Annotated in this window: 17 protein-coding genes and 4 pseudogenes; 6 read left to right on the top strand and 15 right to left on the bottom strand. The window is 43.9% G+C overall.

Going from position 1 to position 18125, the window contains the following annotated elements; all coding sequences use genetic code 11:
- Nucleotides 1-12 precede the first annotated feature (12 nt).
- The 9 genes and pseudogenes from JCM19039_RS21300 to JCM19039_RS01120 form a co-directional block, all read right to left on the bottom strand.
- Nucleotides 13-591, bottom strand: coding sequence for a bifunctional UDP-sugar hydrolase/5'-nucleotidase (locus JCM19039_RS21300; protein WP_052398400.1), 579 nt, complete (start codon nucleotides 589-591; stop codon nucleotides 13-15).
- Entirely contained in the window at nucleotides 513-1925 is a 1413-nt protein-coding gene (locus tag JCM19039_RS21295) for an S-layer homology domain-containing protein (RefSeq protein ID WP_052398399.1), read from the bottom strand. The genes JCM19039_RS21300 and JCM19039_RS21295 overlap by 79 nt, the downstream gene beginning before the upstream one ends.
- Nucleotides 1926-2077: 152 nt before the next feature.
- Nucleotides 2078-2476 (bottom strand): Na+/H+ antiporter subunit G, encoded by a 399-nt coding sequence (locus JCM19039_RS01150; protein ID WP_042423041.1) that lies wholly within the window; start codon nucleotides 2474-2476, stop codon nucleotides 2078-2080.
- Nucleotides 2457-2738 carry a Na(+)/H(+) antiporter subunit F1 gene (locus JCM19039_RS01145; protein WP_042398294.1) on the bottom strand — a complete coding sequence of 94 codons (282 nt, stop codon included), beginning with the start codon at nucleotides 2736-2738 and terminating at the stop codon, nucleotides 2457-2459. Before JCM19039_RS01145 ends, JCM19039_RS01150 begins: the two co-directional genes overlap by 20 nt.
- Nucleotides 2731-3213 (bottom strand): Na+/H+ antiporter subunit E, encoded by a 483-nt coding sequence (locus tag JCM19039_RS01140; protein WP_042423039.1) that lies wholly within the window; start codon nucleotides 3211-3213, stop codon nucleotides 2731-2733. Before JCM19039_RS01140 ends, JCM19039_RS01145 begins: the two co-directional genes overlap by 8 nt.
- A 13-nt stretch (nucleotides 3214-3226) precedes the next feature.
- Nucleotides 3227-4711 carry a Na+/H+ antiporter subunit D gene (locus JCM19039_RS01135; protein ID WP_042423036.1) on the bottom strand — a complete coding sequence of 495 codons (1485 nt, stop codon included), beginning with the start codon at nucleotides 4709-4711 and terminating at the stop codon, nucleotides 3227-3229.
- Entirely contained in the window at nucleotides 4704-5042 is a 339-nt protein-coding gene (locus JCM19039_RS01130) for a Na(+)/H(+) antiporter subunit C (RefSeq protein ID WP_042398291.1), read from the bottom strand. Before JCM19039_RS01130 ends, JCM19039_RS01135 begins: the two co-directional genes overlap by 8 nt.
- A gap of 2 nt (nucleotides 5043-5044) precedes the next feature.
- Nucleotides 5045-5467, bottom strand: coding sequence for a Na(+)/H(+) antiporter subunit B (locus tag JCM19039_RS01125; RefSeq protein ID WP_042423033.1), 423 nt, complete (start codon nucleotides 5465-5467; stop codon nucleotides 5045-5047).
- Nucleotides 5454-7869: pseudogene (locus JCM19039_RS01120) on the bottom strand (Na+/H+ antiporter subunit A). Before JCM19039_RS01120 ends, JCM19039_RS01125 begins: the two are co-directional and overlap by 14 nt.
- A gap of 683 nt (nucleotides 7870-8552) precedes the next feature.
- On the opposite strand from JCM19039_RS01120, the gene JCM19039_RS01115 reads away from it, so the two are divergent.
- From JCM19039_RS01115 to JCM19039_RS27655, 3 genes and pseudogenes are all read left to right on the top strand, one after another.
- Nucleotides 8553-9236 (top strand): universal stress protein, encoded by a 684-nt coding sequence (locus tag JCM19039_RS01115; RefSeq protein ID WP_042423452.1) that lies wholly within the window; start codon nucleotides 8553-8555, stop codon nucleotides 9234-9236.
- A gap of 691 nt (nucleotides 9237-9927) precedes the next feature.
- Nucleotides 9928-11718 (top strand): annotated as a pseudogene (locus tag JCM19039_RS01110) (Xaa-Pro dipeptidyl-peptidase); the annotation flags it as partial.
- A complete protein-coding gene (locus tag JCM19039_RS27655; protein WP_373974797.1) occupies nucleotides 11698-12000 on the top strand; it encodes a hypothetical protein in 303 nt (100 codons plus the stop codon). The pseudogene JCM19039_RS01110 and the gene JCM19039_RS27655, both read left to right, overlap by 21 nt.
- A 149-nt stretch (nucleotides 12001-12149) precedes the next feature.
- Here JCM19039_RS27655 and JCM19039_RS01105 read toward each other — a convergent pair whose 3' ends face one another.
- On the bottom strand, nucleotides 12150-12335 hold the full coding sequence (locus JCM19039_RS01105) for a hypothetical protein (RefSeq protein ID WP_042423030.1): 186 nt from the start codon (nucleotides 12333-12335) through the stop codon (nucleotides 12150-12152).
- 111 nt (nucleotides 12336-12446) lie between these two features.
- On the opposite strand from JCM19039_RS01105, the gene JCM19039_RS26185 reads away from it, so the two are divergent.
- The gene (locus JCM19039_RS26185; RefSeq protein WP_255343602.1) at nucleotides 12447-12572 is read left to right on the top strand and encodes a hypothetical protein; all 126 of its coding nucleotides are present in this window, start codon (nucleotides 12447-12449) and stop codon (nucleotides 12570-12572) included.
- Between the two features lie 7 nt (nucleotides 12573-12579).
- Here the strand turns inward: JCM19039_RS26185 and JCM19039_RS24920 are convergent.
- Nucleotides 12580-13686: pseudogene (locus JCM19039_RS24920) on the bottom strand (NAD(P)/FAD-dependent oxidoreductase).
- 263 nt (nucleotides 13687-13949) lie between these two features.
- Between JCM19039_RS24920 and murB the strand changes: the two are divergent.
- On the top strand, nucleotides 13950-14858 hold the full coding sequence (gene murB / locus JCM19039_RS01095; RefSeq protein ID WP_042423029.1) for a UDP-N-acetylmuramate dehydrogenase: 909 nt from the start codon (nucleotides 13950-13952) through the stop codon (nucleotides 14856-14858).
- 10 nt (nucleotides 14859-14868) lie between these two features.
- Here the strand turns inward: murB and JCM19039_RS01090 are convergent, their stop codons facing one another.
- Complete coding sequence (locus JCM19039_RS01090) at nucleotides 14869-15948, bottom strand: nitric oxide synthase oxygenase (protein WP_042423028.1); 1080 nt, start codon at nucleotides 15946-15948, stop codon at nucleotides 14869-14871.
- A gap of 189 nt (nucleotides 15949-16137) precedes the next feature.
- Here JCM19039_RS01090 and JCM19039_RS01085 point away from each other — a divergent pair, with 189 nt between their 5' ends.
- The gene (locus tag JCM19039_RS01085) at nucleotides 16138-16563 is read left to right on the top strand and encodes a CBS domain-containing protein (RefSeq protein ID WP_042423026.1); all 426 of its coding nucleotides are present in this window, start codon (nucleotides 16138-16140) and stop codon (nucleotides 16561-16563) included.
- 21 nt (nucleotides 16564-16584) lie between these two features.
- Here the strand turns inward: JCM19039_RS01085 and JCM19039_RS01080 are convergent, their stop codons facing one another.
- The 3 genes and pseudogenes from JCM19039_RS01080 to JCM19039_RS27645 form a co-directional block, all read right to left on the bottom strand.
- Nucleotides 16585-16914, bottom strand: a complete 330-nt coding sequence (locus tag JCM19039_RS01080; protein ID WP_042423023.1) for an SCP2 sterol-binding domain-containing protein — start codon at nucleotides 16912-16914, stop codon at nucleotides 16585-16587.
- Between the two features lie 108 nt (nucleotides 16915-17022).
- Complete coding sequence (locus JCM19039_RS27650; RefSeq protein ID WP_238544546.1) at nucleotides 17023-17292, bottom strand: hypothetical protein; 270 nt, start codon at nucleotides 17290-17292, stop codon at nucleotides 17023-17025.
- Between the two features lie 225 nt (nucleotides 17293-17517).
- Nucleotides 17518-18082 (bottom strand): annotated as a pseudogene (locus tag JCM19039_RS27645) (AMP-binding protein); the annotation flags it as partial.
- Nucleotides 18083-18125 lie beyond the last annotated feature (43 nt).

The following is an 18125-nucleotide window of genomic DNA, read 5'->3' as shown; positions in this document are numbered from 1 at the left end:
TGGGTTGTACGTTTATGATTCTACTTGTGTGATGCGATCTTCAACGCTTGGAATTGTTGCACCAGACTGAAAGTAGTCAATCAAGATTTCACTTAACAGCTCACCTGTTGACAAAACGACTTCCTGATCGCTAAACATAGAATAACCGTCGCCTCCAGCTGCTAGAAAGTCATTTGTCCCCACGACATACTCGGCTTCGGCGTCCAATGGTTCATCACCAATCATAACGTCTTGCACGCGGTTGTACGGTTCAGCATTCGGGTCATACGTAAAGCTCATTCCCGAGACATGTAAGAAACCACCATTGCTCTCAGGATATAGGCTGACAGATTCTTCAAGTGCCTGAGCAATGACGTCGCCTGTCATCTTTTGGGCTTCAACAAGATTAATAAATGGGAATGCATTCACAACGTCATGCATCGTCACTTCGCCTGTATCAATACTGTCACGAATTCCCCCACCATTCATAAAAGCAATGTCAGCGCCAGTGCGCTCACGCATCGCATCGGTAATTAAGTTACCAAGATTGGATTCGGCTGAGCGGACAACTTCACGGTCGCCAACGAGACGCTCACTCGTCTGCCCAACCACTTCACCGAGAGCTTCCTCCACTTCAGAGACGACGCTCGAACTTTATCTTCGGTGTCAGGATGGTTTTCAAACCTAGAGCCATCATCACGGATGAGCTGCCCGTTCATTGACGCCAATTCTCCCTCGTAATAAAACATATTTACAACGCCTACGGCTTTCGTATGCTCATGCGCTTGGGCGACGAACGTTCCCGATTCATAAAACGGACGTTCAACCGCTGTGTGACTATGACCCCCAATGACTAGGTCTACGCCTTCAATCTCTTCAGCCATCGTTTGTTCAACAGCGTGACCGGAGTGTGTAAGTAGAATGACGTGGTCCACATCATCTTGCATGGCTTCAACTTCACGTTTGGCAATCTCGACATCATCATAAAATGCTAAGCCTTCCACATTACTCGGGTGCGTACGAATTGGTGTATCTTCTGTTACAATCCCGATAACGCCTACTGTTTTATCTCCTAGCTCTAGAATGGTGTTTCTCTCAAGCAGAGGATCTCCCGTTTCCTCAACAATGACGTTGCTTGCTAACACGTCAAAATTCGCTTGATCACTTAGTTCAACTAACCGCTCATATCCATAGTTAAATTCATGGTTGCCTGCAGCCATCGCATCAAAACCAATGTGATTCATCAGATCAACCATTGCTTGTCCTTCGGTGAAATGGACATTGTTCGTACCGTGGAACGTGTCTCCTGCATCTAAGAGGAGCGTACCTTCGCTCGTCTCTTTAATGTGATTGTAGATCGTGTGAACACGTGGTAAGCCCATCACATCTTCGTCAAGCTCCTCTACGACACGTCCGTGTATATCATTCGTATGGACAATCGAATAACGATCAAACTGCTCGTCAACCCGATTTAGAATGGACTCGACTTGGTGAGGATAAATCGTTTGTGCCGGTCGTATGGAGCCGTCTGAATATCCCGTCATAATGCCATACGCTGCGGTCGCCGCTATTGCCTCAACACCCCAACTGTTCTCATGAATGTCAGTAAGTCGTTCGATTGCATCTAAATTATCTGTTTGCAAATTCATCGCTCGTGTGAGAAATAATGAAGCATGCGCACGGGTAACCGGGTCATCTGTCCCAAATGTTGTCTCCGTTCTCCCGGTTGTGATTCCTAGCTCTAAAGCAGCCGCTACATAAGGTTTATACTCATCATTCACATCTTCAAACGGAAGAGACTCTGTATCATAATGATGAACCTCAACATTTAAACTCGTCATCATACTCTTCAAGAATTCCCCTCGAGAAACATCTGCTGCATCTGTCACTGCGGGTAGACAAAGCAATGAAGCCCCTAGACCGAAGGCTACAATATTCTTTTTCATTCGTTCTCCCACCTCCTATAAGATTACTTCTATCGTAGCAAAATCTCATATATCGACAAGACACGAGAAGGAACTTTTACACAAAAGAAGGAATTGTTTACAAATCAACAACAAAGACCTGCACCTTTCGTCTAAGGCGCAGGTCTTCGTGTTTATGAATGCGGGCGACGATGTCGTTCTTTGTTCTCAGCTTGTCGCTCTTCTTGCGTCCCGAGAATTGGCTCTAAATCGTCTTGAACCGTCCTCTTATCTAGTGGGACACCACTTCGATAAGCTGCTCTGCAGACAAGATGACCTGCAACAGGTGCGGTCAAGAAGACGAATACAATTCCAAGCACGAGACGAATGCTAAAAAATCCTTCTTCAAGACCAAAAAACATAAAGGCACCTGTCAACGTGACGAGTACGCCGAGTGTAGCACTTTTGGTCGCAGCGTGGGACCTCGTATAGACGTCTGGCAATCGTACGAGACCAAATGCACTAATCAAGGCGAGGATGACACCGAACAATACCAACACACTAACAATCACTTCAATCGTCGTTACGTTCAATGGCGACACCTCTCTCAATGTATTTGGCAAAGGCGACTGTACCAATAAATGCTAAGATCCCTAGTAAGAGAACCGCTTCGAGATAAGCGGTCGACCTCATATAAATGGAAAAGACGGCAATCAGTGCAATCATATTAATCCCAATTAAGTCCAGAGCATAGACGCGGTCTGGCATCGATGGACCTTTAATGACTCGGTACAATCCAACGAGTATAGAAAGGGTAAGAAGCAATAGCGAAATGAGAAGTACAACATCAAACATCTCTTGTTACCCCCTTAATCGCTTTTTCAAATTGATCTTTTGAGCGCAGTACCATGTCACTCGAATCCGGAATGTCCATTGCATGCATGTAGAATGTCTTACCATCTTCAGAAAGCTCAACAACAACAGAGCCCGGTGTGAGCATTAATAGCAATGCTAAAAGCGTAATTTCAAAATCTGTCTCCAGTGATGTTTCCATCGTGAATATCCCTGGTTTAATTGTTAGTTTCGGACTCATAATCTGTTTTGTAATGAGAATACTCGAAGAAATCAACTCTCGTACAAATAAGATTAACAAGGACACTAATGCACCGACACGTTTCAGATAGAAAGGAGCGTTGAAAAACCTTCGCATGAGGAAGATTAACAAGAGGCCGAGAATATACCCTAACGTAAACGTGCTGATGCTCCAATCATTTTGCAAAAACATCCATAGAACAGCAATAAAAATGTTAACTAATAACTGAATCGGCATTCTCTCACCTCTTTTACTCCGTAATCTGCATCACTGCATCAATATATAGTGAAGGATTGCTCATCACTTCTGCTGCTTGCATGATATATGGACTGACAAACTCTGCACCTACACCCATACCAATAACTAAGACGGTCAAAATCGCACAAGGCAAAAGCGTTCCTTTTGTTGACATCTTCTCATCTTCAACACTTAATTGGTTTTCACCCCAGAAGCCGTTAATGAATATCTTCACGACAGAGTAGAGAACCATCAAACTCGTAATCAAACCGACGGCCGCAATGACATAAAAGCCTTCACCAATAGCCTCATGCAACACTAACAGTTTACCCATAAAGCCACTGAGCGGTGGAACACCTGCAAGTGCAAGTGCCGCAATAAAGAACATCCACCCCAACGCAGCGTGATTTCGAATCATCCCGCTCATTTCTCTTAATTTGTCTGTGCCCGTCAATCCAATCATGATTCCACCGAGAATAAAGAGCAGCGCTTTAACGAGCATGTCATGCACAATATAGAAAACAGATCCTGCCATTGACGTTGTTGTAAAGATGGCAAAACCAGCGATCATAAAACCAACCGCAACAACGACGTTATACGCGAGAATCTTTCGTAAGCTCCAATGTGCAGCGGCACCTATTGCACCGAGAATCATCGTTATAATTCCAAGCCACGCAAGAATCTGGTGTGTCATTCCCTCTTGGTGATAAAACACAAGGGAAAACATCCTAAAGATCGCATAGATTCCTACTTTCGTTAAAAGAGCGGCAAACAGTGCTGAAATTGCCATCGGTGGTGCTCCGTACGGCCCAGGTAACCAGAAATACATGAGCAATGCTGCCTTAAGTGCAAAGACGAGCATTAAGAAAATCGCCACCGTTGTAATGAGACCATCTTGTCCTGCCTCTGCAATGCGCATCGACATATGTGCAAAGTTCAACGTTCCTGTAATTCCGTATAAGTAACCGATGGCTACAAGGAAGAACATTGAAGACACGATGTTAACGAGTACATATTTAATCGACTCTCGAAGCTGCCTTTTCCCTCCCCCTAGAGAGATCAGTACGTAAGAAGATAGGAGCATCACTTCGAAGAATACGAACAAGTTGAACAAGTCGCCGGTTAAGAATGATCCCATAACACCGACAAGCATAAAATGAAAGAACGTATAAAAGTAAAAGCGTTCCCTCTCTTCCCCAATGGTTTTAAACGCGTACAACAAACAGGTGATGGCCACGATAATCGTCGCTAACACGAGCAGCATCGCCAACATATCAGCCACAATGACAATCCCAAATGGCGGCTCCCAACCACCGAGGTTCAACGTTTGTGTGCCTTGAATATGAACGTGTTGTATGACAACAACGGCGACAATCCCGTTAATAATAAGACTGATAAGACTGGTCCATCGCTGCAATCGCAAATGATTTCTAAAGAAGATTAAAACCAGACCGGTTATAAGAGGAATGATTAATAATAAGATTATGATGTTAGTCATCTTCAGTACCCCTTAATTTATCCATATCGTCCGTGCCAAGTTCTTTATATGACCGGTATGCAAGAACGAGGAAGAAACCCATCGTCGCAAAGTTAATCACGATTGCGGTGAGTATTAGTGCCTGAGGTAGCGGGTCACTAAAACTGACGGCGTCCCCACCTGTGATTGGCGGTTCTCCTTGCTGCAGTCCAGGTGTTGTTAACATCAACAGCAGTGCTCCATGACCAATAATTGCCGTACCTAAAACAATTCTTAGTAAGCTTCTTGCCATGACTAAATAAAGACCTGCAGTAAAGAGAATGCCGACTAGAATGGATACAAGTATTTCCATAATTAAACATCCTCACTAATACTTAGAATGATTGTCAGAGTTCCCCCAACTACCGTCAGCACAACGCCTAATTCAAATAGGACGGAGGTCGCTAATTCAATCTCACCGAATAGCGGGAAATCAACATACTCAAATGTATGGCTCAAAAACGGGAACCCTAATACGATGGACCCTACCGCAGTAACGGTTGAAACAGCCAGTCCGATACCGACTAACAGTCGATAGTTAATCGGAATTCCGTTACTTATCGTGCGAATATCAAAAGCTAAAAATAGCAAGACGAGAGCTGAGGCGGTCACAAGACCGCCAATAAACCCACCGCCTGGATCGTGATGTCCGGCAAAAAACAAATAGGCTGCAAATGACAAGATGATAAACGATACGACTTTCGTAACCGTCTGCAATATCACATCATTGGCTTTCATCGCGACCCCTCCTATTCAAGCGTAATCGTATGAGCGCAAAAACACCAAAGCGCGGCGATCGCTAATACGAAAATCTCTAGATACGTATCAAACGCTCGGAAATCTGCAAGGATAGCGTTCACCATGTTCGCAGCACCCGCAAGTTCATAAGCATCTTCGTAATACCACGAGATGGATTCGAACAATCGATGATCATTCACACTGAGCATAATGAGTGTAATGAGTGTTCCTGTTGCTAACGCCACGATGAAGTTAAACGGTTGGAACTTCTCTCCTTGCTCTTCTTCTCGAGATCGAAGCTTCGGTAGATGATAGAAACAAAGCAAGTATAACGCGACAGACACGGTCTCAATCGCTAACTGTGTAAGCGCCAAATCGGGTGCACGTAAGATAATAAAGAATAACGCAATTACGTACCCTAGCACACCTACTGAGACAACGGCTGTTAGCCTTGAACGTGTAATCACGACGAGCGCTGCAGCACCGATAAGACCAAATGCAAGCGCATATTCAAACAAGTTCACTTCCCCAATATCTGATTGCATTGAGAAACTGTTTGTCAAAAAGAAGCTTCCACCAACGATAATTAAGAATGTAATCAAGATGTAGACAAGATAATCACGAATGTATCCAGTCATATGGAAATCAATAATCTTATGAGACACTCGCTCCATACGTCGAATACCCCCACTGAACCAGTTGTTCAGATGCATGCTTTGCGGGATATTGTTCTACATCCACATCCATTTTTTAAGCGTAGAGAACAGGATAAGACCGAGGGCAACGACCGCTACTGTCATCCACAGTTCAATTGCGTCCCACCCATGCCATGCTTCAATCGTATAATCAAGTGATGGACCGATTGAAGGTGCAATGGAATTCACCATCGGATGAAGCACGTATTCGTACAACACATTCGGGAAGAAGAAGATCGCAATCACAAAGAACCCAAGAATTGACGGAGGAATAAGCATGCCGAGAGGCGCTTCATGTGCTTCTTTTTCAAGCCGTTCTGGTTGGTACTTTCCGAAAAACGTCTTAGCGACAAGGACAATGCTGTACACGAATGTAAAGATACTCGCAATCCAAGCGACAATCGGAATCATTACCCCATATGTTCCAACGTTAAAGATGTCTAATTGAGCAGCATTTAATGTTCCAGTAAAGAACATTTCTTTACTTAAGAATCCGTTAAATGGTGGCAAACCAGCCATCGCTAAACTTCCGATCAATGCGAGCGTAAATGACACCGGCATAATCGACATTAAGCCGCCAAGTTTTCGCATATCTCTCGTTCCTGTTTCATGGTCAACAATCCCAACAACCATGAACAAGCTTCCCTTAAAGGTTGAGTGGTTAATGAGATGGAATACGGCTGCTAAAATCGCGATGAGATGAATTTGAGCAGCATCATCTCCCGAACCGAAGTACAGCGCTGCAGAACCCATTCCAAGAAGAGACATAATAAGCCCTAATTGACTAATCGTCGAAAACGCAAGCAATGCCTTTAAATCTCTTTGTTTCACAGCATTAATCGAACCCCAGAATAAGGTGAATAGCCCGACACCTGTCACAATCCAGAACCATTCAGGCGTACCACCGAAGATCGGTGTGTAACGAGCAACAAGATAAATTCCTGCTTTCACCATCGTAGCCGAGTGCAAGTAAGCACTAATTGGCGTCGGTGCTTCCATTGCATCTGGTAACCAGATGTGAAACGGAAACTGTGCGGACTTCGTAAATGCACCTAAGAGCAGTAACAGCATCGCTGGTAGAAACAACTCATGTTGCATCACCACATCGCCTTGTGCGATGAGTTCTTGAATGCTAAATGTACCTCCAATATTATGCAGCATTAAGATTGCTGCAAGCATTGAGAAGCCACCAAACACTGTAATGAGCATCGCCTTTTGTGCACCAAAACGTGATTGCTTACGCTGGTACCAATAGGCAATAAGTAAGAATGACGAAACGCTTGTTAACTCCCAGAACAAATACAACACAATCATGTTATCTGAAAGTACGACACCGAGCATCGCACCCATGAACATCATTAAATACACATAGAAATTATGAAGAGCTTCTCTCGCTTTCGATAAGTAAAAGATCGAATAAACGACGACAAGAGCACCAATTCCAGAAATAATTAATGCGAAAATTAATCCAAGACCATCAACGTAAACATCAAAGTTAATATCAAAATAGGGGATCCACGGCACTTCCAACATTGCCGTTTGCCCACTAGCTACCATCGGTAGAAAACTGGCTAAATAGCCAAAGATAGCGACAGGCACCGCCAATACAAACCAACCTGTATGTATCTTCGGAAATGCCTTATATAGAAACGGAATGAATACAGCAAATAATAGTGGTAAAACGATCATTACATGTACCCAGGACAATAGATTATGGCCTCCTCTTGCTTATATCGAATCAGGTCATCATACACAGTCATTATAACTTCCCCGATTGTGTGTATAGTTATTACGAAGCTTTCGCTTGCTGACCGAATATGCTTTATTGTTCATTGTACAAGTTGGAAATCGAACCGAAGAACGGTTCATAAAACGGGGTGTGAAACATGGGGGGGGTTTACGTTCGTCAAAAAGACTGAATTTTCTCACATGGATGTTCGGGACAACAGGGTTATTCATCTGTCTTATTAAAAGAGCGATACCAGAGTATCGTTCCTCATACTGCGTTCTTTTACGATCATATTATACTCATACAGTACTTTTCGATGCAAAAGATACGCTTCAAGAATCGCACAAAAGGCTTGCTGTTCTATTTAATTCTTCACTGAGTATATAACAGATTGATATTCAATGCACGACAGAAGCATCCTATTTAAGAGGTTGTTGATGAATTGTAACATTTATGTCTGAATGTATAATTCCCATTCACTCATGCCAAACTTTATAGACACTCGTGTTTTTATCCTTGATTTACACCAGTCAAATAAAAAAATATAAAAAAGAACGAAACTACAATTGACAGCATAAAACAAACAGGAGTAAGCTATTAGTTGCATGAATTCATGGTGCGGCCTTTGAAAGCCCCCATTTCGTATAGAGGTGAAGAACATATGGAACAACAAATTCAAGCGAAGATGGAAGAAAGCCTGCTTGTGTGTGTTTACCATGGCCCTAACGGCGAACGATTGATTCGAAGAGGGGCTAGAATTGCATCGAAACTACAATGTCCGCTTTACATTCTCACGGTTGACGCGGCTCCTGTAGATGAGCTTGACCATGAAAAGAGCCAATATCTTGATTATTGGAAAGAATTATCTAAAGAAGTCGATGCCACAGAATTTATTATTAAAGACAATGAAAAGCGGCCTGCTGCAAAAGTAATTTCAGAAGTCGCCAAACAAAAAGATATTACGCAAGTGCTTATCGGGCAAACCGCTAAAAGCCGCTGGGAGGAAATTACAAAAGGATCGCTCATTAATGTCTTACTAAAAGAGCTACCTTTCGTTGACCTTCACATCATTGCTGTTACACGGGGCTTGAAAAACTATACAGAAGAGCACTTTGAAAAAGGTGTTCGTGCGTATCTCGTGAAAAATACATCCGGAAATGGATACCAACTAAGCTTTAACCACACGATGGCTTGTGCTTATGAAGGCATTTTCTTTAAAGAAGTCGGAACCGATTTTAACAACGGCGTATTTAAGTTTATGAAAGACAATAAAATGATTGAAGTTCACGTCACTGACGACCACGTGAAACCGTCTGAGAAGTTCTTAAATGAACCTAAAACATAAAATGCAGAGCCAATTGGCTCTGCATTTTATGTTTTAGCGTAAATTTATACGTACCTATCTATATAGAATGAACGTAACATTTTCCTAGTTGCGCAGTTTGTTGTTGGTTGGAGGGGAGTGCGGTACTAGGTGCCATTTTGCGCGCAGTTTGTTCCAACTGGAGGGCACATTCAATGCCCATAAGCGAGTACTGTCGGCCCCAGCAGGGCCGAACCCAAATCGAACTCGGGTCGGGGCGGGTGTACACATGACCCGGTGATCTGTTACCGAGTTAGCGCATTCTGTTCTCTAGTTTTAGGAGAATCTATCGTTTTTCCTGCGATTTTCCCCAACTTGAGAACCGTTCGGTCGTTACTGGAGCACAATTTCCACTTTACCAAGCTTCCCATTGGCTCTTGAAGAAACTCTTTCGTTCAGCTTATATAGAAGCAATTTCTTTTCCTTCCTCCATCGGCATACTACGACTTTTCTTACTGAATATCTGGCTTTTCAATTGCCAAATACTCACACCCACTCCTTATTTCTTCTCACTCGTACTGAAACGAGTATAAAACCTTGCTGTTACTAAGTGGTATAGACCTATTGATCATCTATACGGGCGCTGTATGATTACATAAAGGCTTTTGCGTGTATCACGTTATAATTCAAAATATTTAAACATCTATTAAAATGTAAAGAGGAGGCATGTACATTGAAACCGAAGATCAAATCGCTCTTATTTATCACGACGTTCATCGCCAGTACGTCTGTTCTACCAGCCGAAGGACAAACGAAGCAGACATTGCCCCTTAATGGAACAATCCCAGAAACTGTGGACTCAGCAAAAATCGAACTAGAAAACGAAAAGACAGCCCCGATTTACTCTACAGATGATGTGATTATTGAGCATCTCTACGTGGAAACCGAAGTTGATACCGATGGGGACGGTGAATTAGATCGTGTATCGATTCAAGTGATGCGCCCGAATACTGATTCAGATGTAGAAGTTCCAGTCATTTACGAAATGAGTCCATACCGTTCTGGAATTAATCCGATTAACTTCCATGATGTTGACGTTGATCTCACTCCAGTTGAAGCGCTTGCCGGTGTGCCTTTTGCAAATGAAGCTACCACCCAAAACCTTGGCAGGCTAGGAAACTACTACGTCCCCCGCGGATATGGCGTCATTTTAGGTGAGAGTATCGGAACCGGGCTTTCTACAGGGTGTCCAACGACCGGTGACATGAATGAAATCTTAGGTACAAAAGCCGTTATTGATTGGCTAAACGGTGAAGCGAGAGCTTTTAATGAAGAAGGTGAGGAAGTCGGTGCCGATTGGTCAACGGGCAATGTCGGTATGACCGGTGCATCGTATAACGGTACCCTCCCGAACGGAGTGGCTACAACCGGTGTAGAAGGACTGAAAACAATCATTCCCGTCGTTGCCATTAGCAGCTGGTATGATTACTTTCGAGCAAACGGCGCTGTTGTCGCACCTGGAGGGTTTCAAGGAGAAGATACAGACAACCTCGCTGAAGGAGTACTCACCCGTGATAACCGGGAAGTTTGTGAAGGGATGATTTCTTCTCTATTTGAAGGACAAGACCGGGCTTCTGGCGATTATAACGAGTTCTGGGCTGAGCGTGACTACGTGAAAGACGCTGATCAAATTGAAGCGAGTGTGTTTGTTGTGCATGGTCTTGCAGATTGGAATGTGAAAACAACACAATTTGCGCAGTGGTGGGAAGCACTGAAAGAACACGACATAACCCGGAAGATGTGGCTTCACCAAGGTGGCCATAGCGGTGCTCCTGTTTCTATGTGGCAAGAAACTGAGCACAGGTGGTTTGACTACTGGTTATATGGAATTGAGAACGGGATTGTGGATGAACCGATGGTAGACGTTCAACGTGAAGACGGTAGTTGGAATCAAGAAGCGGATTGGCCAGCCGTAGAGATGGAAGAAAAGACGCTTCACTTTAATTCTCTGAATGAAGGTTATGGAGGGACGTTGCGTGTTGACGCAAATGCTGACGCGGTGAATGAAATGTTCACAGATAACCCAGCGATACGGGCGAATCAACTTGTCGAAGATCCTCAATTGAGCAATCCCCATCGCTTATCTTATCTGTCTCCTGCACTTAGTGAAGATGTACGTTTAAGCGGAACACCAAAAATAAGTCTAGAAGCAAGTATTGACCAACCGGTTGCGAACCTCACCGCACTGCTCGTTAATTACAGTGGCTCCAATGCTGAAATTATCTCACGAGGTTGGATGGACCCTCAAAACCGCAACTCTGTACAACATTCCGAGGCCATTGTCCCGGGAGAAACGTACACATTTGAATGGGAAATAGAACCGAAAGATCACGTATTTGAAGCCGGGCATCAAATTGGAGTCATCATAATGGCGAGCGATCATGAGTATACACTTCGTCCCCCTGCAGGCACAGGATTAACCGTCGTACCTGGCGCCAGCAACATCACGCTGCCACTTGTCGGAGATGAAAATTCTTGGACCATCTCTTCGGGCAGCATACAATCACACATTCAGCAATTTGCTGACGAGGGTGCTTTTGAAAACGAAGAAACCGTTCGCGCTTTGCAGCTACATTTAATCGCAATCAGTCGTTATGAAAGCCAACAAAGCAGTGAAAAGATTGTGCGTCACATGGGTGGATTTCAACATCTACTCACTCACCAACTTGAAAACGATTTGATCTCTGAACAAGCCTACGACACATTGCGTATACAAGGGCAAGAATTGGTAGAATATTGGAACTGAAAAATTGAACTAACGAAAGCCGACCTAAGGAAATTTCTTTAGGTCGGCTTTTCATCGGATTATAGTACTTTTCTAAGCAAAGCACACCAAAAGTTCACAACGAACGGAAACTTCTGGGGGGAGAGCGATCTGCTTATCAGCTGTTTCGTTTACGTCGCTTTTTTATCCAATGACTCGTTCCACTCATTGATGCCATTGAGCAATTCTTCCACAGACTGCTCAAAAGGATACTCTTTCAGAATGATGTGTCGCTCATTGTCTGAAAGCTTCTCCCATGCGTGCTTGAGTTCATTGCCCTCTCGCGTAAACTTCATCAGCTCGTACTTAAAATCCATTCATCATCACTCTCCTTAGAAGGTATACGTATACGTACCCTTCACTAGCGACACGCAAACTGTAAATTCTGTTATCATTGCGATATGCTACCACCTAAAGGAGGGTTTCCTATGTTCCATATTTCAAATTTACTCACACTCATCGTATTCTCTATTATTGGATTTTATCTACTGTATTGGACAATACGCCTCGCGGTAAAACACGGCTTAGCTGACCACGCCAGAGGAAAAAAATAAATCTGTCTTACGTTTCAGGATAGAAATGACGCAAATCCAATTCAAGCTCGATACCGAGTATAAGGTCGGCGAGTAATTTGCCTGCTCCTGGTGCCATCGTGAGGCCTGTTGCCCCAAATCCATTGCAGTGAAAGACATTGTCATAGGCGCGCATTGGACCGATTAAAGGCTTGTTATCGGCAGGTATAGGCCGAAACCCTATTCTCGTCTCTAGTAACTCATATTCGTGAGCACCTGGTATGACGCGTTTTGCTTCACTGAGCACTTCGTGAAGTCCGCCTGCGGTTAATCGATAATCAAAGCCTGTATCATCCTCTCTCGTCGCTCCGACGACGAGCCGCTCATCATCAAATGTGAGCATATAATAGCTCGATTCTGGTTGTACGATCGGCCACTCACTCGTATCCTTTCCGTTCGGTCGTAAATGCACAATTTGACCTCGTTGCGCGCGAATTGCATGGCGTGGTTGAACGGGCATATTCAGCTCATTTGCCCAAGCGCCGGTAGCAAGAACGACTCGCTCGGCTTCAATCTGTTCACCGCTTTCGAGCTTAATACCCGTCACTTCGTCACCTTCGATGACGATTGATGCTTGACCATTCATCCACGTTGCACCATGATTTACCGCTGCTTTTTGAAGTGCAAGTTGCAATTTCTTTCCATCAACGTGCTCCTCCGGTAATATGTAGCGCATGTAACGCGTCAGATAACGGTGGAAACAAGCGTCTCGCCTCTTCGTTAGACACTCTATTTACTTCACCAATTTCAGGTGATGTTCGCCGCTCTTCTTTTAATTTCATCACGCGTCATCGACTGCCTGTTCCTCAGTAAATACACCAAGCGATCCCACTTGTCGATAGCTCGTATCCGAAAAGCCTGTCGCTTCTAATGATTGCTGCAATCTTTTGTAGTAGCGCGCACCATATGTTGATAACTGATATGCCATTGTGTTTTTGTTACGCTTCGTAATCCATGGACAGATAATTCCTGCCCCCGCATCTGTTGCCCTTCCTTCGTGATTTGCATCAATGACCGTTACGTTCTCACCTTGTGCTGCTAAATGGTATGCGACACTGCTTCCTGCAATGCCACCGCCAACAATAATGGTCCTCATACATGTCCTCCATTTTGCTTATTTTTTATTTTTTATTCTACACGATCTATCCGGGTTGAAAAATACAATTCGTGTCAACACTAATGCCGAAAGCGCTTACTTAATTTCACAGCTTCTCAATCCACGTCATACACTGTATAACCAAATGAGTTTTTTCTTTTAAAAACATAAAAGCCTTGATATGATGGAAGATAGGCTAACGCTCAACAACAAAGACAGAGCGTTGTATTTTCACGCTGGATTGAACAAAAAGGGTGAATGACATGACTGATTGGATTTATAATGCACTAACGAAAACAATACCTGAAGATAAAATTCTTATAAATGAACCGCTTAAACATTATACACATACACGCACAGGCGGCATCGCGGATTACCTTGTTCTTCCTGCAACGTACGAAGAAGCTCAGCATGTAGCTGCACTCGCGCATAATGAAAACATTCCACTGACCATGCTCGGAAACGGTTCCAATCTCATCGTTCGGGATGGTGGAATTCGGGGGATTGTTCTACACTTTCTCCATTTGGATGCGATTGAACAAGATGGAAATTTGCTTATGGCTCAAAGCGGTGCGCCGATTATTGACGTGTCACAACGAGCATTAAGCGAGCACCTAACAGGGTTGGAGTTTGCTTGTGGAATTCCTGGCTCTGTCGGCGGAGCACTCGTGATGAACGCAGGCGCTTACGGTGGAGAAATATCTAACGTATTGAAGCACGCCAAACTGTTAACGCTTGAAGGCGATATTATTACACTTACGAATGATGAACTTGAGCTTTCCTATCGGAGTAGTGTGATCTCGAAAAAGCATTATATTGTGTTGGAAGCTGTTTTTGAACTTGAGGTTGGCGATGTGACAGCAATTCGAGCGAAGATGGATGAGCTCACGTATTTGCGCGAGCTCAAACAGCCGCTTGAGTATCCTTCTTGCGGCAGTGTATTTAAGCGTCCACCAAACCATTTCGCAGGGAAGCTCATTCAAGATAGCGGACTTCAACAAACACGAATCGGAGACGCCGAGGTTTCCGAGAAACATGCTGGGTTTATTGTGAACCGTGGAAATGCTACCGCTACAGATTATGTTTCGCTCATTCAGCACATCCAAAAAACGGTGAGCACAAAATTCAACGTCGACTTGCATACCGAAGTGAAAATTATTGGAGAAGACTGAGCCACAGTGCTCAGTCTTCTTTGTACGGTGCCCGCTGGTACAAGTAGTTGGGTAACTTTAGTTGATCGTCAATTTCTTGATGAAAAATGGCGGTTGTAGCCGGAGACATGGGAGGAATTAGCCAAGTCCAATCTCCTGTCACTTCCCTTCCCGCGTCTTTTTCTAATTGCTGAAAGTACTCAAATTGTTTGGCTGCCGTATGATGATCAACAATCGTCACACCGTTTTCTTGATAGGAATGTAGTACCGCTCGATTTAATTCAACGAGGGCTTCATCTTTCCATAACGTTGACGGGTGACCTCTTGGGATATTTAGCGCATCGGCCACTTCTGGAAGTTTGTGATAGCGAAATTCATCCGCCAAATTTCTCGCGCCAATCTCAGTCCCCATATACCAACCGTTAAACGGTGAGGCAGGGTACGTTACGCCACCGATGGAAAGACTCATATCAGAAATAATTGGCACGGCATACCATTGTAAATGCAAGTTGTCGAATCGCTCGTCTTTCGGATGCTTAATGGCTACTTCTCGTACGATGCCTTCGGGTACTTCTTTTAGTTGAGGCGGCGCATTTCCAAATTGAACGACGAATGGCAACACATCATATTCTGTGCCTTTTCCTCGCCACCCTAACTGTTCACAAACTTGTGTAAAGGGAATGGAGGCGGCATCTCCAATGATTTCACCATCACGTTCATAACCGGCGTAACGTATGAGCTGATGGTTCCATATTCTACATTCATTGTTACTGCCAGCTGCTGGGAACACTGTAATTAGCGAGCGAATTCGGCCGTTATTCGTTGCCTTAACAATATGGTTTTCTAAATGCAAGAAGATGTCTTCGGTCGATTCAACGTGTCGAGCGTCCACGACCTCCAGGCTATTCCAAAACAATCGCCCAATACAGCGGTTGCTATTGCGCCACGCAACTCGTGCACCGTACGTCAGTTCTTCTGTCGTCTGAACGTACGTGCCTGTACGTTCAATCTCTAATTGGACATCGTTCCACCTGCTATGACAAATGTCTTGTTGATTTGTTTCTTGATAATAGCCCCTTAGAAACTCCTGGGCATCTTGTTGTACATTCATGACCGTTTTGGCACCTCTTTTTCATGTCATACACGTATCTTTCGTCAATCATCTAAGATCCATGAGAAATTTTGAAACCTTTATGTTATCTTGTCGTATAATCAATAGGAGTGCTTTTTCGACTTAACAGCGAGACCAACTTCGCTTACAATATATATGAGTTCCTAGATAAAAGGAAGTGTTACGCACATGAATATTGGGTTTTTCCTACTGCCAAAACAAGAGGTCAAGTACTTAAGCCCGGATGCGACAATTAGACAAGCGATCGAAAAAATGCGGCACCATCGGTATACAGCTGCCCCACTTGTGAATCAGGACGGAAAGTATGCCGGCACAATAACCGAAGGTGACTTACTTTGGGTCATTATGGATAATAGAAATCAAGCGATGGAAGATATTATGAACTTGCGATTAAAAGATATTCCGCAGCGCGTGAAGAATATTCCCATCTACATTCATGAAGAGATGGAAGATCTCGTCGCACTATCATCTGACCAAAACTTCATCCCCGTTATGGATGATTCTGGCTACTTCATTGGTATTGTTCGCAGAAGAGATATTATTAAGTACTGCTCCAACCGTCTATTCGAATCAAAACAAGAAGAAAACATCTAATCCGAAGATTAGATGTTTTCTTTATGAATGATATTGCTTGACGACATGATGAAGCTTTAGCGCATGGCTAATTTCACCATCAATTTTTAACTGGCCTGTCATGTAAGCGGTTGTAGGATTCCAGTCCCCATCAAGTAACTTCTCAAAGTTCTTGTCGCTCATCTTCAAAACACAGTCTGCTTCCCCAGGAACCGGGTTTGATTGCACCTGAACGGAACCTCCGGTAAAAGCAATGCCATGCAACCCTTCGGTCTTTAATTCAAAATGGTAGGTTCTCTCCAAATGTTGGATATGTTCAGGATTGTTGTTCATTTGATCGGCTAGTTTTTGAATCTTCTCTTCAGTTGACATACAATTTCTCCCTCTCATTCCAAGCGTTACGTGCCCTTTCATTGTACCTAAAGGCTAGAGAAGATTAAAGAGAAAAATCATCAAAATCAACGAAAAAATGAGACGATTCTACGGGCGAGCTGTCGTATACGAAGCTGCCTGTTCCCGCAACTTATATTTTTGGATTTTTCCCGATGCTGTCATCGGGTATTCGCTCACGAAGAATATGTCTCTTGGAATTTTAAAGTGCGAGATCTGGTCTTTACAATACGCCTTTACATCTTCGGTCGTTAAACTCGCTTCTTCTTTTAGAATCACCCAAGCTGTTACAGCTTCACCTAGTCTCGCATCAGGGACACCCACTACTTGTACGTCTAAAATATCTGGATGTGTATACATGAACTCTTCAATTTCACGTGGATATACGTTCTCTCCACCCCGAATGATCATATCTTTTAATCGCCCTGTAATTCTGCAGTAACCGCTTTCATCCATGACTGCCAAATCACTTGTACGTAGCCAACCATCTGCTTGAAGAACAGCCGCAGTTGCTTCTTCATTTTTGTAATACCCTCTCATTACATGATAGCCACGTGTGCACAATTCTCCTTGAACATTTGTTGGAACTTCTTCATCTGTTCCAGGGGTAACAATCTTCACTTCAACATTCGGTAGCGCCTTCCCTACCGTTTCCACTCGTACTTGCAAAGGATCATCGACTCTCGTTTGTGTTGAAACAGGTGATGATTCTGTTTGCCCGTAAGCAATCGTAATTTCCGTTAAGCCCATGCGCTCAACTACCCCTCGCATCACCTCTACTGGACAGTTTGACCCTGCCATAATACCCGTACGAAGCGAAGATAAGTCAAACGAATCAAACCGCTTTTCATTCATTTCTGCAATGAACATCGTAGGAACCGTGTAAAGCTGTGCACTTTTCATCTTGGACCGTTTGCAACACTTCAAGCGGTTGAAATTCTTGAACCGGCACCATCGTTGCACCAACAGACACAGAAGCGATCGTCCCCATCACACATCCGAAGCAATGAAAAAACGGGACAGGGATGCATAACCGATCTGTACTTGTTAACTCCATACAAGCGGCAACGTTACGGGCGTTATTCACGATGTTCCTATGAGTCAGCATCACACCTTTAGGAAACCCGGTCGTCCCGGATGTATACTGCATGTTGATGACCTCATCCGCATCGAGGTCAGCCATACGTACGTCC

Source organism: Geomicrobium sp. JCM 19039 (genome assembly GCF_000698145.1).
Lineage (GTDB): Bacteria > Bacillota > Bacilli > Bacillales > Marinococcaceae > Geomicrobium_A.
This window is presented reverse-complemented; position numbering and strand designations above follow the sequence as displayed.

Excerpts from the sequence above, each read along its gene's own strand:
- JCM19039_RS01085 (WP_042423026.1), top strand. The coding sequence starts at position 16,138 with ATGAATATTGGGTTTTTCCTACTGCCAAAACAAGAGGTCAAGTACTTA.
- JCM19039_RS01135 (WP_042423036.1), bottom strand. The coding sequence starts at position 4,711 with ATGACTAACATCATAATCTTATTATTAATCATTCCTCTTATAACCGGT.
- JCM19039_RS27650 (WP_238544546.1), bottom strand. The coding sequence starts at position 17,292 with ATGTATACACATCCAGATATTTTAGACGTACAAGTAGTGGGTGTCCCT.
- JCM19039_RS01140 (WP_042423039.1), bottom strand. The coding sequence starts at position 3,213 with ATGCCGATTCAGTTATTAGTTAACATTTTTATTGCTGTTCTATGGATG.
- JCM19039_RS01145 (WP_042398294.1), bottom strand. The coding sequence starts at position 2,738 with ATGTTTGATGTTGTACTTCTCATTTCGCTATTGCTTCTTACCCTTTCT.
- JCM19039_RS01105 (WP_042423030.1), bottom strand. The coding sequence starts at position 12,335 with ATGGATTTTAAGTACGAGCTGATGAAGTTTACGCGAGAGGGCAATGAA.
- JCM19039_RS26185 (WP_255343602.1), top strand. The coding sequence starts at position 12,447 with ATGTTCCATATTTCAAATTTACTCACACTCATCGTATTCTCTATTATT.
- JCM19039_RS01090 (WP_042423028.1), bottom strand. The coding sequence starts at position 15,948 with ATGAATGTACAACAAGATGCCCAGGAGTTTCTAAGGGGCTATTATCAA.
- JCM19039_RS01125 (WP_042423033.1), bottom strand. The coding sequence starts at position 5,467 with ATGAAAGCCAATGATGTGATATTGCAGACGGTTACGAAAGTCGTATCG.
- JCM19039_RS21295 (WP_052398399.1), bottom strand. The coding sequence starts at position 1,925 with ATGAAAAAGAATATTGTAGCCTTCGGTCTAGGGGCTTCATTGCTTTGT.
- JCM19039_RS01080 (WP_042423023.1), bottom strand. The coding sequence starts at position 16,914 with ATGTCAACTGAAGAGAAGATTCAAAAACTAGCCGATCAAATGAACAAC.
- JCM19039_RS01115 (WP_042423452.1), top strand. The coding sequence starts at position 8,553 with ATGGAACAACAAATTCAAGCGAAGATGGAAGAAAGCCTGCTTGTGTGT.
- murB (WP_042423029.1), top strand. The coding sequence starts at position 13,950 with ATGACTGATTGGATTTATAATGCACTAACGAAAACAATACCTGAAGAT.
- JCM19039_RS01130 (WP_042398291.1), bottom strand. The coding sequence starts at position 5,042 with ATGGAAATACTTGTATCCATTCTAGTCGGCATTCTCTTTACTGCAGGT.